Origin of the sequence: Mesorhizobium sp. M0139 (assembly GCF_040322455.1) — a bacterium.
Taxonomy (GTDB): domain Bacteria; phylum Pseudomonadota; class Alphaproteobacteria; order Rhizobiales; family Rhizobiaceae; genus Mesorhizobium.
The window spans coordinates 74,953-89,656 of record NZ_JAMYTN010000016.1 but is presented as its reverse complement, the minus strand read 5'-3'; the positions used below and the strand labels follow the sequence as shown (position 1 = coordinate 89,656).

At 62.2% G+C, this 14,704-nt stretch carries 16 protein-coding genes; 10 read left to right on the top strand and 6 right to left on the bottom strand.

Annotated elements, in window-relative coordinates; genetic code table 11:
- Positions 1-86: 86 nt before the first annotated feature.
- The 4 genes from NKJ58_RS25145 to NKJ58_RS25130 form a co-directional block, all read right to left on the bottom strand.
- The gene (locus NKJ58_RS25145; protein WP_023681331.1) at positions 87-893 is read right to left on the bottom strand and encodes a class I SAM-dependent methyltransferase; all 807 of its coding nucleotides are present in this window, start codon (positions 891-893) and stop codon (positions 87-89) included.
- Positions 894-973: 80 nt separating this feature from the next.
- Positions 974-1,378 (bottom strand): GFA family protein, encoded by a 405-nt coding sequence (locus NKJ58_RS25140; protein ID WP_023681330.1) that lies wholly within the window; start codon positions 1,376-1,378, stop codon positions 974-976.
- Between the two features lie 77 nt (positions 1,379-1,455).
- Positions 1,456-2,409 (bottom strand): cation diffusion facilitator family transporter, encoded by a 954-nt coding sequence (locus tag NKJ58_RS25135; RefSeq protein WP_023681329.1) that lies wholly within the window; start codon positions 2,407-2,409, stop codon positions 1,456-1,458.
- Positions 2,410-2,519: 110 nt separating this feature from the next.
- Complete coding sequence (locus tag NKJ58_RS25130) at positions 2,520-3,329, bottom strand: transglutaminase-like domain-containing protein (RefSeq protein WP_023681328.1); 810 nt, start codon at positions 3,327-3,329, stop codon at positions 2,520-2,522.
- A gap of 213 nt (positions 3,330-3,542) precedes the next feature.
- On the opposite strand from NKJ58_RS25130, the gene NKJ58_RS25125 reads away from it, so the two are divergent.
- Together NKJ58_RS25125 and sugE are read left to right on the top strand one after the other, a co-directional pair.
- The gene (locus tag NKJ58_RS25125) at positions 3,543-3,668 is read left to right on the top strand and encodes a hypothetical protein (protein ID WP_023681327.1); all 126 of its coding nucleotides are present in this window, start codon (positions 3,543-3,545) and stop codon (positions 3,666-3,668) included.
- A gap of 212 nt (positions 3,669-3,880) precedes the next feature.
- Complete coding sequence (gene sugE, locus NKJ58_RS25120) at positions 3,881-4,195, top strand: quaternary ammonium compound efflux SMR transporter SugE (RefSeq protein ID WP_023681326.1); 315 nt, start codon at positions 3,881-3,883, stop codon at positions 4,193-4,195.
- An 85-nt stretch (positions 4,196-4,280) separates the two neighbouring features.
- Here the strand turns inward: sugE and NKJ58_RS25115 are convergent, their stop codons facing one another.
- The gene (locus NKJ58_RS25115) at positions 4,281-4,709 is read right to left on the bottom strand and encodes a DUF6481 family protein (protein WP_023673205.1); all 429 of its coding nucleotides are present in this window, start codon (positions 4,707-4,709) and stop codon (positions 4,281-4,283) included.
- 234 nt (positions 4,710-4,943) lie between these two features.
- Between NKJ58_RS25115 and NKJ58_RS25110 the strand changes: the two genes are divergently transcribed.
- The 7 genes from NKJ58_RS25110 (at position 4,944) to pmtA (ending at position 12,947) form a co-directional block, all read left to right on the top strand.
- A complete protein-coding gene (locus tag NKJ58_RS25110) occupies positions 4,944-5,999 on the top strand; it encodes an LLM class flavin-dependent oxidoreductase (RefSeq protein WP_352854056.1) in 1,056 nt (351 codons plus the stop codon).
- Positions 6,000-6,109: 110 nt separating this feature from the next.
- Positions 6,110-7,279, top strand: coding sequence for an AI-2E family transporter (locus NKJ58_RS25105; protein ID WP_352519067.1), 1,170 nt, complete (start codon positions 6,110-6,112; stop codon positions 7,277-7,279).
- A gap of 82 nt (positions 7,280-7,361) precedes the next feature.
- Positions 7,362-7,565, top strand: coding sequence for an arylamine N-acetyltransferase (locus NKJ58_RS25100; protein ID WP_352519068.1), 204 nt, complete (start codon positions 7,362-7,364; stop codon positions 7,563-7,565).
- 22 nt (positions 7,566-7,587) lie between these two features.
- A complete protein-coding gene (locus NKJ58_RS25095) occupies positions 7,588-8,586 on the top strand; it encodes an LLM class flavin-dependent oxidoreductase (protein WP_352519069.1) in 999 nt (332 codons plus the stop codon).
- A 371-nt stretch (positions 8,587-8,957) separates the two neighbouring features.
- Complete coding sequence (dnaK, locus tag NKJ58_RS25090) at positions 8,958-10,874, top strand: molecular chaperone DnaK (RefSeq protein ID WP_023673200.1); 1,917 nt, start codon at positions 8,958-8,960, stop codon at positions 10,872-10,874.
- 219 nt (positions 10,875-11,093) lie between these two features.
- Positions 11,094-12,224 carry a molecular chaperone DnaJ gene (gene dnaJ / locus NKJ58_RS25085; RefSeq protein WP_023681322.1) on the top strand — a complete coding sequence of 377 codons (1,131 nt, stop codon included), beginning with the start codon at positions 11,094-11,096 and terminating at the stop codon, positions 12,222-12,224.
- 117 nt (positions 12,225-12,341) lie between these two features.
- Entirely contained in the window at positions 12,342-12,947 is a 606-nt protein-coding gene (pmtA, locus tag NKJ58_RS25080; RefSeq protein WP_023725310.1) for a phospholipid N-methyltransferase PmtA, read from the top strand.
- Positions 12,948-13,042: 95 nt separating this feature from the next.
- On the opposite strand, the gene NKJ58_RS25075 is transcribed toward pmtA, so the two are convergent.
- The gene (locus NKJ58_RS25075; protein WP_023681320.1) at positions 13,043-13,951 is read right to left on the bottom strand and encodes a LysR family transcriptional regulator; all 909 of its coding nucleotides are present in this window, start codon (positions 13,949-13,951) and stop codon (positions 13,043-13,045) included.
- Positions 13,952-14,073: 122 nt separating this feature from the next.
- On the opposite strand from NKJ58_RS25075, the gene NKJ58_RS25070 reads away from it, so the two are divergent.
- On the top strand, positions 14,074-14,685 hold the full coding sequence (locus tag NKJ58_RS25070; RefSeq protein ID WP_023687486.1) for a LysE family translocator: 612 nt from the start codon (positions 14,074-14,076) through the stop codon (positions 14,683-14,685).
- The last annotated feature ends 19 nt before the right edge of the window (positions 14,686-14,704 follow it).

The window sequence follows — 14,704 nt, the reverse complement described above, 5'->3', positions numbered from 1 at the left end:
GAAACGGATTCATACGACGCGCCTTAAGTCTTTGTTTTGATGCATGTCGTTGCCCCAGAACCGCGGCACACTTCTGGCGCCATGCATTAGACCGTAGCCACGATCACGTGTGCCTGGATCTTGGCCGCAACCTCGCCGCTGCCGTGTCTGGCTGCAATCACGGACGCGGCGTGATCGGTTGCGGCTTCCAATTTTCCTCGGGCCTCGATTTCATTGCGAAGCGGAGTTCCCTGGCAATAGGCAACCGCCGGAAGGCGCGGCGAGGAGGCACGGCTTTGTTCGGCCCTCGTGTCGATCACCACACGGGAGAAACCTGCGGCTTCCAACTCGCCGCGGATCAATGCAATGTCATTGTAGCCGTGCGGCGTGCGGGCGAGAAAGCGGGGCGGATCGTTCGGAAAAATCTCCGCAAGAGCATTCGTCACATCATTGGCGAATACATTCTCTTCAATGCGATCCCACACGTTGAACAGGAAATGGCCGCCGGTCTTCAGGACCCGCTTTGCTTCGCGATAGCCAGCGGCTCGGTCGGGAAAGAACATCGCGCCGAACTGACAGCAAACGAGATCGAAAGCCGCATCTTCGAACGGGAGCGCCAGAGCATCCGCCTGACGCCATTGTATGCGACTGTCGGGAGCTTGTCGCGAGGCCGCGTAGTCGAGCATAGGCTGGTTGAGGTCGGTCACGACATAGCTTGCGCCAGGGGACAGTTTTGGCGCGAATGCGCGGGTAACAACGCCGGTGCCGGCGGCGACTTCCAGGACGGCGCCGGGCGACAAGGACGCTGCCCGTCGTGCCAAATCCGCGGCGAACGGCTCGAAGATCAACGGCACCATGTAGCGGTCGTAGTTTTCCGGAATCGAGCCGGCAAACACCTTGTCCGTTTCCGACATTGCTATCCCCCGCCATCCGTTTGATGGCGAGCCTAGCACATATTGTCTGGTTTGGGCCGCGTTTAACCGGGAGGCAGGTGCTACTGCGCCTCTACGATGCTTACGCCCTCGAATTCCGGAAGCCAGTGCAGGGCCGATCGGTGCCATTTCTGTTGGGTCGGAACGAGATCCTCGCGTTGCCGCGCGGTCCCCGCCCTGATCCCATAGACCTTCGGCCCGTCGCCAACCGACGTTGCGTAAAGATGCGAACCGCATTCGCCGCAGAACGCCTGGGCACGCTTGGCGCCGCTCGATCCCGTCTTGATATAAACCTTCGGTGTGCCCTTTGTGATCCTATAATGATCCTCAGGCGCGGGAACAGTGACACGAAAGGCGGTACCGGTCAGTTGCTGGCAGTCGGTGCAATGACAGATAGAGGTCTTTTCCGGGTCGACGTCTGCTTCATAAGTTATGGCGCCGCAATGGCACCCACCATCGATTTTCATGGTTGATTCTCCGAAATCCGTCGGGTGATCTTAGCGGGACCAGGCGATGGGGCCAACGGTGCACTGCTGGTCCAGAACTAGTCCGACGCCGCCTCGACCTGCTTGCGCCGGTGCTCCCACGTTCCGGTCGTCTGCGGCTTGACGAACAGTCTGGTGATCTCCGGCATTTCTTTTTTCAAGAGCGCCTCGATTCGCTCGACACAGGCTTCGATCTCAGGCGCCGCCAGATGGTCCTCGAATTCGATGCTCAGCCCAGCGACGATCTGTTGCGGGCCGAGATGGACGGTGAGAACGCCGTTGGCCCGCTGCACTGCCGGATCCTGCTGGGCGCTGGCCAGCACCTTGGCCTGCACTTCCGGCGAGGCGGGCTCACCGATGAGCAATCCCTTGCTTTCGCGCGCCAGAAAGATGGCGGTGGCGCCGAGGATCATCGCGATGCCGATCGAGGCGACGCCGTCGAGTTCGGGCATGTCGAGGAGTTCGGCCGCCAATATGCCGGCGAAGGCGACGAACAGACCGAGCAGGGCGGCGCTGTCCTCGAACAGGATCGTGTAGACGCTCGGATCCTTGCTCGATTGCACGGCCTGCAGCCAGCCTTGCTTGCCCTTCTGCTGGCGGAACTCCTTCAGCGCCACGTACCAGGAGCTGCCCTCGAACAGCATCGAGAGGCCAAGCACGATGTAGTTGATTTTGGGATTGGCGACCGGCTCAGGCGCCATGATGTGGACGACGCCTTCATAGAAGGACACGCCGGCGCCGAGCGCAAAGACGAGCAGGGCGACAATGAAGCTCCAGAAATAGAGCTCGCGGCCATGGCCGAGCGGATGGGTGCGGTCCGGCGGACGGGCGGCGCGGTGCATGCCGTAAAGCAGCAGCCCGCCATTGCCGGTATCCACCAGCGAGTGCACGCCTTCCGACAGCATCGCCGAGCTGCCGGTGAAGAAGGCGGCGACGAATTTGGTCACAGCAATAGCGAGATTACCGGCGAGCGCCGCGTAGATGACCGTCTTCGACCCGCCATGTGCTGCCATGCTGTCCCTCCAAGGAACCTGATGTAACGCCCCTGAGCTCCACAGGCATCACAACGCACGAATCGCCCGGTCGTTCAGGGTCTTGTAGGCCAGCTTGCGGAAAGACGCCCCTATTCGATGATCTCGTCCGTCCACACCTTGAAACCAGCCAGCGTGCCCGGTCCGAAGATGTGGGTCAGCGGCACGTCGGCGGCGTCGCGACCCGACGCGATCAGGATGCGGCCGATGCGTGGCGAATTGTTCCGCGGATCGAAGACATGCCAGCGGCCACCGAGATAGACCTCCATCCAGGCTGCGAAATCCATGCTCGCCCAAGGTTTGGGCAGGCCGATGTCGCTGATGTAGCCGGTGCAGTAGCGGGTCGGGATATTGAGCGCACGGCAGAAGGTGACCGCAAGGTGGGCAAAGTCGCGGCAGACGCCGCTTTGCTCGCGATAGGCTTCCGCCGCGGTGCGGGTCGGCCGCGCATTGCCGTAGCTGAAGACGATGTGGTTGTGGACCAAGTCGCAGACCGCCTGGACGCGCGCAATGCCAAGCGGCGTATGCCCGAACAGCCGCCAGGCTTCGCTGGCCAGCAGATCGCTCTCGCAAAAGCGGCTCGGCAACAGGAACAGCAATGTGTCCGACGGCAGGTCGCGCACCTCATGCTGCCAGGCCATCAGGTCGCCCATCTCGAAGGTACCGGGGTCGCGGATTACCGAATCGGTGCCGAAGGTGAAGCGCCCGGGCGGGGCGACGAAACGGTTGCACCAATTGCCGAAACTGTCGCGGTAGCTCTGGATCGGCACCGGCGGGTTGGAGGTCAGGAAATCCGGGCGCTCGAGATCGGAGGCCCTGGAGTAGTGGACATTGAGCATCGCGATCAGCGGCGTTTCCTGCGGAAAATCGAAACTCATCTCGCTGCCGATGTGGATTCGCATTGTCGTCCTGACCGCACCGCCTGATCATCGCCGGGCGAAGGCATGGCCGATGCTGCAGTGCGAAGACAACCATGGCACGGACCGCAATGGTTTACGAGCAAATTAGAAACCGGTTGAAAGCGGCCCGCCGGCGCCGGCGACAGACGCCAGCCCTCTTGCAGTCCGGCGTTTCTCTTGTTTCACTTGGCCTCCCAGCAACTGGAGGAACGAATCATGGCTAAAGGTGCGATGAAGGCGGGCAAGGAAGCTCGGAAGCCGAAGAAAGACGCCAAGAAGCCCGCCGCAACTCCGGCGCTGAAGGCGCCGCCCGTCAAGGCGATGAGGCTCAAGGAAAAGTAATCCCGCCTTGGATCGTCAAGATCTTGGGACGGTTGAAACCCGGGCAAACCGTTTCGGCGCAGATTTGACACCGGCGGCATGAACGATGCTGCCGGTGTTTTGTTGATCGGACCGACGCAGCCGCTTATTTCGAGGCGGCGAGGACGACCTCGTGCCTTTCTCAAAAATCCGGCCGGGACGACCCGCCATCCTCGTGGAAGGAGTGCATCCCGATGTCGTGGATTTTTCTGTTCTTCGCCGGTCTGTTCGAAATCGGCTGGGCGATCGGCCTCAAATACACTGACGGCTTCTCGAAGCCGCTGCCGACGGTGCTCACTGTCGCCTCGATGATCATCAGCCTCGGGTTGCTCGGCCTGGCGCTCAAGACGCTGCCTGTCGGGACGGCCTATGCGGTGTGGACCGGCATCGGCACGGTCGGCACGGCGCTTCTTGGCATCTGGCTGCTGGGCGAGCCTGCGACGGCCATCCGGCTCGCCTGCATTGCGCTTATCGTCTGCGGCATTATGGGGCTGAAGCTCGCCGCCTGAGCAAAGCAACCAAGGAAATCGACGCACAAACACATTCAGGGCCGCTGGAAGGCGACCCTGATGTCCAATCGTTTCGATCGAAGCGTTAGCGGGCGGAGAAGCCCGGAGGCGTCCTGCCGGTACGCTGCTTGCGCGCCGCATAGCGTGCGTCGCGCTTGGCCTTGCGTTCGGCTTCGTCTGCCAGCAAACGGGCAATGCGCTCGTTTTCTTCGGCTTCCTTGATCTTCGCTTCAGCCTGCGCTGCCTCTTCGGCCGCAATACGCGCCGCTTCGGCTGCTGCCTCGCGCTCGGCCTTCTCGACCGCCTCGCGTGCCAGCTTTTCCTGCTTCAGCCTGGCCTTTTCGGCCTCGCGTATTTCGCGAGCCTCAAGAATCGCCTTGCGTTCGGCCTGTTTGGCCAGAACCGCAGGATCATCAGCCGCCGGCTTTGACTTGAAGCGCTCCAGAAGCGCCTTCTTTGCCTCGTTCGCGGCATTGCGCCGCTCGAAAATGTCTTTTTCCCTGTAGATAGCCAAGTCCACTTCCCTGAAGTCAATTCGCGACGCTTACATACGCGCGAAAACCGAGAGTTCAAGCGCCAAAACGGTATGCCAGCCATGAAAGTTTATGCTGTTGCAGCCGGGAGACGCGTTTTCCCTGAAACAAAGCCGGTCGAAACCGACATGCACTGTTCACTACCCGCCCCTCTGGCGGCCGGGGCGGCTCGCCGCTACCTCTAGCGGCAAATCAGAACATTTGGATGACATGCCATGGAACTCGGTCTCTACACTTTCGCCGACGTCAGCCCGGAGCCCGGCCCCGGCGCGATCGCCCCGCATCAGCGACTACGCAATCTGATCGAGGAGGTCGATCTGGCCGACCAGGTCGGCCTCGACGTCTTTGGTCTGGGCGAACATCACCGCCCCGACTATGCCGCGTCCGCGCTGGCGCTGGCCGCTGCCGCCGAACGCACCAAGCGCATCAAGCTGACCAGCGCGGTCACCGTGCTGTCCTCCGACGATCCGGTTCGCGTCTTCCAGCAGTTCGGAACGCTCGACCTTTTGTCGGGCGGCCGGGCCGAGATCATGGCCGGGCGCGGCTCGTTCATCGAATCCTTCCCGCTGTTCGGCTACAATCTCGAGGACTATGACGAGCTGTTCGCCGAAAAGCTCGATTTGCTGCTGGCTATACGCGACAGCGTCAAAGTTACCTGGTCCGGCAATCTGCGCGCGCCGATCAACGACCGCGGCGTCTATCCGCGGCCGCTGCAGGACAAATTGCCGATCTGGATCGCAATAGGTGGAACGCCGCAGTCTGCTGCCCGCGCGGGGGTGCTCGGCCTGCCGCTGGCGCTGGCCATCATCGGCGGTGAGCCGGCGCGGTTTGCACCGCTGTTCGACATTTATCGCGATGCCGCCAGGCGGGCCGGTACCGACCCCTCGGGCCTTGCCACCACCATCAATGTGCACGGCTTCATCGCCGGGACCACTGAACAGGCGGCCGACGATTTCTACGGCCCGCAGGCCGAAGTGATGAACCGCATCGGCCGCGAGCGCGGCTGGGGCCCGACCTCGCGGGCGCATTTCGATCAGTCGCGTGGTCCGAACGGCGCGCTGTTCGTCGGTAATCCGGAGCAGGTGGCGGAAAAGATCGTCGCCCAGCACAAGATCTTCAACAATGACCGCTTCCTGCTGCAGATGGCGATCGGCGCCCTGCCGCACGCCAAGATCATGAAGGCGATCGAACTCTACGGCACCAAGGTGGCGCCGATCGTGCGCAAGGAGACCGCCAAGCCCGGCGTCGCCGTCGCAGCGCCAGCCGCCTGAGCGACGGGCGGCCCGGATTGAGGGCCTTGCCGGCTAACGGAACCTTGGGCTTGCAGAGGCGTTTCCGTCAGGGGAATGCACCAATTGCGGTGCGCCGCTGAGGGAAAATCATGAAAGCCGAACCCGCCGCTTTGGGTGCTGGCCTTGCCGAGACCGAAGAGGCGAGAGTTGTGGCGCGTGCCGACACGCATCTGATGCGTTCGCTGCTCATCGGGATCTTCCTGTTCATGGCCATCTACGCGCTGTATTTTGCGCGTGCTTTCTTCATGCCGGTCATCCTCGCCTTCCTGCTGACGCTGACGCTGACACCGATCGTGCGCTTCCTGCGCAAGCGCGGCATTCCGGAAGTGATTTCGGCGACAATGTTGGTCGTGCTGTCGATCTGCGTCTTCGGCGTTGCCGGCTATCTGCTCAGCGGCCCGGTCATCGATCTTCTCAACAACACCTCGTCGATCGGCCAACAACTCACCGAGCGGCTGGCGCAATTGCGGCGTCCGCTCGAGAGGATCATGCAGATCTCGCATCAGATCGAGCAGATGACGGAGACCTCGCAGGAGCCGGGCATCCAGAAGGTGGCGATGGCGCAGTCCGGCGTCCTGTCGGCCGCCGCCAGCAACGTCCTGTCGGCGGGGACAAGCCTGACCATCATCTTCGTGCTGTCGCTGTTCCTGCTGGCGTCGGGCACGATGTTCTATGAGAAGATCATCCAGTCCTTCGCCAGCCTCAGCGAGAAGAAGCGGGCCTTGCGCGTCGTCTATGACGTCGAGCGCGAAATCTCGCATTATCTGCTCACCGTCACCGTCATCAATGCCGGTCTCGGCGCGGTTATCGGCCTTGGCCTGTGGGCGCTCGGCATGCCCAACCCGCTGGTCTGGGGAACCATGGCGGCGCTGCTCAACTTCCTGCCCTATGTCGGCGCGCTGATCACCATCGTGCTGGTCAGCGTCATTGCGATGATCAGCTTCGACTCGATCACCTACGCCCTTTTGGCGCCGGGCTTCGTGCTTTTGTGCGACATCGTCGAAGGCCAGTTCGTTACGCCAATGGTTGTCGGCCGACGCCTCGAGATCAACGCCGTGGCGATCTTCATCGCCATCGCCTTCTGGTCCTGGCTTTGGGGCTTTGTCGGCGCGCTGATGGCGGTGCCGCTGCTGGTCGTCGTCAAAGTGTTCTGCGATCATTTCGATGGCCTCAGCCATGTCGGCAATTTTCTCGCCGCACAGCAGACGGCCGTGGTGGAGGAGGAAGCGGCCGAAGAGAACGGAAAGGCAGCGGCATAAGCTTGCCGCGCCTGTCCGTCATCGCGCATTTGTTGTCTTCAGGCGGAGTGCCTATATCGAGCCGGTCAAGCCGGACCCTGCGATGAACGATGCCTCCTTCGACCTCGATTCCTATGTCGACCGCATTGGCTATCGCGGTCCGATCGATGCGTCGCTCGACAAGCTGAGCGCGCTGCATCGCCAGCATCCGCAGGCGATCCCGTTCGAGAATCTGGACCCGTTGCTTGGCACCAGCTCGACATCGTCATTCCCGCCCGCGCCTTCGAAACTAGGGTCAGGCAGTTGAACATCGTAAAGGCTTGAAGCCCATGACCGCACTTTCCGTTCTCGACCTGTCGCCGATCGTCGAAGGCAGCGACGCCTCGCAATCGCTGGCAAATTCGCTCGACCTGGCCCGCCATGCCGAGCGGCTCGGCTACAGGCGCTACTGGCTGGCCGAGCACCACAACATGCCGGGCATCGCAAGCGCGGCGACCGCCGTGGTCATCGCCCATGTCGCCGGCGGCACCAAGACGATCCGCGTCGGCGCCGGTGGCATCATGCTGCCCAACCATGCGCCGCTGGTGATTGCCGAGCAGTTCGGCACGCTGGCGGCACTGCACCCCGGCCGCATCGACCTCGGCCTCGGCCGCGCGCCCGGCACCGATATGGGAACAGCGCGCGCGCTGCGCCGCAATCTCGAGGCGTCAGACAATTTCCCCCAGGATGTCGTCGAGCTGATGGGCTATTTCCAGCCGGCCGCGGAAGGCCAGCGTATCCACGCCGTGCCCGGCGAAGGCCAGAAGGTGCCGGTCTGGATCCTCGGTTCCAGCCTCTATGGCGCGCAGCTCGCCGCCATGCTCGGCCTGCCCTATGCCTTCGCCTCGCATTTCGCGCCGGCCGAACTGGACCATGCGCTGGAGATCTACCGTTCGCGCTTCCAGCCCTCGGAACAGCTGGACAAGCCCTATGTCATGCTCGGCCTCAACGTTTTCGCCGCACCGACCGACTCTGAGGCCAAACTGCTGTTCACCTCGCTGCAGCAGGCCTTCGTCAATCTGCGCACGGGGCGGGCCGGCCGCCTGCCGCCGCCGGTCGAGGGCTATGACCAGACGCTCGAGCCGATGGCAAAAACCATGATTTCGCAGGCGCTGTCCTGCGCCGTCGTCGGCTCTCCCGAAACCGTCCGGCAAGGCATAGACGCGTTCGTGCGCCGCACCGGCGCAGACGAGCTGATGGTGACCGCGCAGATCTTCGACCATGCGGCACGCGTGCGCTCGTTCGAAATCCTGGCCGAGGCGCATAAATCGCTGTCGCAGGCCGCGTGACGCTTTTGCCTGTGTCTGCTGTGGGCAGGCGCCTTCCTCAGCCAGGAGCCGCCTCTCTCACGCATAGGTGACGTTTTCTTGTGGTTTCGAAGCCCTGACTGGGCGCTTCGCCGGGGGATCGCGCAGATCCTGGGGCTTTGAGCGCGGTTTGAGCACATCCGGGCCGCCGGGCGGCTGTTCAAGGGCGCCAAGCGCGGCGCGGTGGATGCCATGCGCAGAATGCTTGCGCCCGATGCCGCCTGTTCTTATATACGCGCCAAGCCGCCCAGTGCCGGAATGCCGGTTGCCGGAGCGGAATTTCTTGTGAACAGGGGCTTTCGTCGGAACGCCTTACGGGTCCTGAGAGCCTGCTTAGCGGAGAGACTAGAAAAATGGCAAAAGTAATCGGTATCGATCTCGGCACCACCAACTCCTGCATCGCCATCATGGATGGCAAGGAGCCCAAGGTCATTGAAAATGCGGAAGGCGCGCGCACGACGCCTTCCATCGTCGCCATCTCGGGCGACGGCGAACGTCTCGTCGGCCAGCCGGCCAAGCGCCAGGCGGTCACCAATCCTGAAAACACCATCTTCGCGGTCAAGCGCCTGATCGGCCGCCGCTATGACGACCCGGTGACGGAGAAGGACAAGAAGCTTGTCCCCTACAAGATCGTCAAGGGCGACAATGGCGATGCCTGGGTCGAGGCCGGCGGCAAGAAGCAGTCGCCCAGCCAGATCTCGGCCATGATCCTGCAGAAGATGAAGGAAACGGCGGAGGCCTATCTCGGCGAGAAGGTCGAGAAGGCGGTCATCACCGTTCCGGCCTATTTCAATGACGCCCAGCGCCAGGCCACCAAGGACGCCGGCAAGATCGCCGGCCTTGAGGTGCTGCGCATCATCAACGAGCCGACGGCTGCAGCACTTGCCTACGGCCTCGACAAGAAGGATGGCAAGACCATTGCCGTCTATGACCTTGGCGGCGGCACGTTCGACATTTCGGTGCTCGAAATCGGCGACGGCGTGTTCGAAGTGAAGTCGACCAATGGCGACACCTTCCTCGGCGGCGAGGATTTCGACATGCGTCTCGTCGAATACCTGGCGGCCGAGTTCAAGAAGGAACAGGGCATCGACCTGAAGAACGACAAGCTTGCGCTGCAGCGCCTCAAGGAGGCGGCTGAAAAGGCCAAAATCGAGCTGTCGTCGACGACGCAGACCGAAATCAACCTGCCCTTCATCACCGCCGACGCGACCGGCCCCAAGCACCTGACACTGAAGCTGACCCGTGCCAAGTTCGAGCAGCTGGTCGACGATCTCGTCCAGCGCACCATCGAGCCCTGCAAGGCAGCGCTCAAGGATGCCGGGCTGAAGGCTGGCGAGATCGACGAAGTGGTCCTGGTCGGCGGCATGACCCGCATGCCCAAGATCCAGGAGATCGTGAAGCAGTTCTTCGGCAAGGAGCCGCACAAGGGCGTCAACCCGGATGAGGTCGTCGCACTCGGCGCCGCAATCCAGGCCGGCGTGCTGCAGGGCGACGTGAAGGACGTGCTGCTGCTCGACGTGACGCCGCTGTCGCTCGGCATCGAGACGCTGGGTGGCGTGTTTACCCGCCTGATCGAACGCAACACGACCATCCCGACCAAGAAGAGCCAGGTGTTCTCGACCGCTGAAGACAGTCAGTCGGCCGTGACCATCCGCGTCTTCCAGGGCGAGCGTGAAATGGCTGCCGACAACAAGGCGCTCGGCCAGTTCGACCTGGTCGGCATTCCGCCGGCGCCGCGCGGCGTGCCGCAGATCGAGGTCACTTTCGACATCGACGCCAACGGCATCGTCAACGTTTCGGCCAAGGACAAGGGCACCGGCAAGGAGCACCAGATCCGCATCCAGGCCTCTGGTGGCCTTTCGGACGCCGACATCGAGAAGATGGTCAAGGACGCCGAAGCCAATGCCGAGACCGACAAGCAGCGGCGCGCCTTGGTCGAGGCCCGCAACCAGGCCGAGGCGCTGGTGCACTCCTCCGAGAAGTCGCTGAAAGAATATGGCGACAAGGTTTCGGAAACCGAGCGCACGGCGATATCGGAGGCTATCACGGCGCTGAAGGCTGCTGCCGAAGGCGACGATGCCGCCGACATCGAGGCCAAGTCGCAGACGCTTGCCGAAGCATCCATGAAGCTCGGCCAGGCCATGTACGAAGCTTCGCAGAAGGAAGCGGCGGAAGCCGACGCCAAGGCGGACGCGGCCAAGGATAGCGATGTGGTCGACGCCGATTTCGAGGAAATCGACGAAAACGACGAGAAGAAGAAGTCGGCCTGACCGGTTGACGGCAAATAAAGCGGAAAGCCCGGCGCAAAGCCGGGCTTTTTTGCAACCCTCGCTGAAAAAGTGCGGGCCTTGCCGAAAAAGTCACTGAAAAACACAGGCACAAGCGCGCCGGCCCTAGCATCCGGGCAGCACCGCTCCTAAATCGAGACAACGTGCCGGCAAACGACGCAACATGCATCAAGACGTTGAGCATCCGGACTGCGGGAAAAGATGAAAGCTGATTTCTACGAGACGCTGGGCGTGCAAAAGGGCGCCGACGAGAAGGAGCTCAAGAGCGCTTTCCGCAAGCTGGCCATGCAGTTCCATCCCGACCGCAATCCCGGCGATCACTCATGCGAGCATAAGTTCAAGGAAATCAACGAAGCCTACGAAACGCTGAAGGACCCGCAGAAGCGCGCGGCCTATGACCGTTTCGGTCACGCCGCCTTCGAGCAGGGCGGCATGAATGGCGGCGCGCAAGGTTTTGGCGCCGGCGGCTTCGCCGACATTTTCGAAGATATTTTCGGCGACATGATGGGCGGGCGCCAGCGCCGCTCGTCGGGCGGCCGCGAACGCGGCGCCGATTTGCGCTACAATATGGAAATCACGCTGGAAGAAGCGTTTGCCGGCAAGACCGCGCAAATCCGCGTGCCGGCCTCGATCTCATGCACGGAATGCTCCGGGACCGGCGCCAAGCCCGGCACCCAGCCGGTGACCTGCTCGATGTGCCATGGCCACGGCAAGGTACGGGCGACGCAAGGCTTCTTCTCGATCGAGCGTACCTGCCCGCAATGCCAAGGCCGCGGGCAGACGATCAAGGACCCGTGCCCGAAATGCGCCGGCCAGGGCCGCGTCACTGAGGAACGCTCGCTGTCGGTCAATATCCCGGCCGGCATCGAGGATGGCACCCGCATCCGGCTTGCCAATGAGGGCGAGGCGGGCCTGCGCGGCGGCCCATCGGGCGACCTCTATATTTTTCTGGCGGTGAAGCCGCATGAATTCTTCCAGCGCGATGGCGCCGATCTCTACTGCAAGGTGCCGATATCGATGACGACGGCCGCCCTTGGCGGCTCGTTCGAGGTGACGACGCTGGACGGCAGCCAGACCAAGGTGAAAGTGACCGAAGGCACGCAGAACGGCCGCCAGTTCCGCCTCAAGGGCAAGGGCATGCCGGTGCTGCGCCAGCCCAATGTCGGCGACCTCTACATCCAGACCGCGGTCGAAACGCCGCAAAACCTGTCGCGCCGCCAGCGCGAGCTGCTGGAAGAGTTCGAGCAGCTGTCGTCGAAGGACAATTCGCCCCAGTCGAGCGGCTTTTTCGCCCGCATGAAGGACTTTTTCGAATCCTTCGGCGAGCACTGAACCCAAACCAAGGCCGCCACGCTTCCCGAACGTCATCAACATCTTATGCCAGATCGCGCCTTGCCTTGGACCTGTTAGCTGCTAAGTAGCGTTCGGGGAGTGTTGAGGAGAACTTGCATGGCACGTGGTCCGGGATTGCGGAAGGCGCTGGCGGAAAAGTTCGACGACGAACTCAAATTCTTCAAAGGCTGGATCGACAAGCCGAAGTCGGTCGGTTCGATCGTGCCGACAAGCTCCGTCACCGCCCGCAAGATGGCTTCCATCGTCAATCCGAAGTCTGGCCTGCCGGTGCTTGAAGTCGGCCCCGGCACAGGCGTCATCACGCGTGCAATCCTCGCCCAGGGCGTTAAGCCCGAAAACCTCTACGCGGTCGAATATTCCACCGATTTCGTGCGCCATCTGCGCCAGCTCTATCCCGGCGTCAACGTCATCGAGGGTGATGCCTTCAATCTCAACGCCACGCTTGGGGAGAAGAGCGGGATGATTTTCGATTCCGTCGTCTCCGGCGTGCCGCTGCTCAATTTTCCGGTCGCACAGCGGATCGCCTATATTGAAAGCCTGCTAGACCGCATCCCGGTTGGACGGCCGATCGTGCAGCTGACCTATGGGCCGTTGTCGCCGATCCCGCCCGGCCGCGGCAATTACACGGTCAAGCATTTCGACTTCATCTTCCGCAACATCCCGCCGACGCAGCTGTGGATCTACCGGCGCGAAGCGCATTAGCTGGTATTGGGGGCGGGAGAAGTCTCTGGCGCCTTGTAAAGGATCGACGTCTCCCGAAGGAAGCTCGATTGAGGGTCGATCCACATCCTTGACTGTTATCCGCCTCGCAAACTCGTGGCGACCTCTCTGATCGCCGCGCACATGGCCCGCACGGCCGTTGCTTCGGCGCTGCTGGAGAACAGAAGCAGCAGAGGCCGACGCGCACGCGGCTCAAGAGGACGCCTCGCGACGGTTCGCTGCCAATCGGCCGGAAACGCCAGGCCTGGCGCAATCGACAAACCGCGCCCGGCCCCAACCAGAGCAAGCAGCGCCGCCATATCGCTCGCCGACAGGATGACAACTGGCGCAACGCCAAAATCCTGGAACAATTCGGCAAGCATTGGTCCGCAGCCGCCGCTCGACATAATGAATGGCTGGCCGTCGAGAGCGCGGATCGGAAATGACCCGCCTTGGACTGAGTTCTTTTGCGATGACGCCACAAAGAGTTCGTCGTCGACAAGTTCCTCGGCTTGGCAATTGCCGGCGATGTAGGACAGTCCAATATCGGCGGCACCGCGATCGACCCACTCCGCCACCTCGGTATCCGTGCCCAAGAGCAGTTCGACAGCAAGCTCCGGGTGCCGGACGGAAGTAATGTTCAACGCATATGGAGCAATCTTTACCGAGGCGCTGCTGACCAGCGCGAGCCGTACTCTGCCTTTGATGGAGTGTTCCCGTAGGCCGACAAGACGGCCTAAAGCATGCAAAGCGGCGCGCGCCGCGTCCAAAGCCGCCTCGCCGGTTGCGGTGAAAGCGACACCGCGCCGATCACGTATGACGAGGGGCGCGCCAACGATCTCCTCCAGCGCCTTCATTGCATGGCTTATGGCCGATTGAGAAAGACAGAGCCGCTCGGCGGTTTTGGTGAAGCTGCGCGTCTCGCTGAGCGATGTCAGGACGCGCACCATCGTGATGTTGATATTAGCTTTGTTCATGGCTGCCGAAATATCTTTCATTTCGCTCATATTAAAGAGCGCTGTAGGTTTTGTGAAGGTGAGGGAAACGACCCTCGAAATCGGCGAGCGGCTTTCCTGGCCTCTCCGGCATGCAGGCGTGCGGTACGACGAGACTGAAACTGGAGTATCGCATGAGCTACCTTCCGCAATTCCTGACCCTTGCTTCGGTCTTCCTGCTCGGCGCCATGAGCCCAGGACCCGATTTTGTAGCCGTGACTTCCCATGCGCTGATCAGCCGTCGCGCGGGGTTCCATGTGGCGCTTGGCATTGCCGCAGCGATCATGGTGTGGGCGGCTCTCGCGATGTGTGGCCTGGGCCTCGTACTGACGCAGATTGCATGGGCTCACCTTGCCGTCCGGATCGCCGGTGCCGTGTATCTCGGTTACCTGGGCAGCAAGATCCTTTTGTCGGCTTGGCAGGCGCGGCCACCGCTGGCCGTCGGTGGCGCAGAGACCACGGCTCCTTGGCGAAGCGGATTCGTTGTCGGAATTACAAATCCGAAGACGGCCGCGTTCTTCGCGAGCCTGTTCATATCGGTATTGCCGATGCAGGCTCCGATCTGGGTCCAGGCAGTGTCGCTGGCCATAATCGGGCTGGTCGCGATGGCGTGGTTTGGGCTTGTCGCGCTAATGTTCTCCACAAGAAGGGTTCGGTCGGTATATGGCAGCGTCCGCAGGCCGATAGATGCCTTGCTCGGAGTTGCACTCATCGCGCTGAGTGCAAGAATTGCGGTCACCCACTAGCAATAGCCCAGCTGCTCGG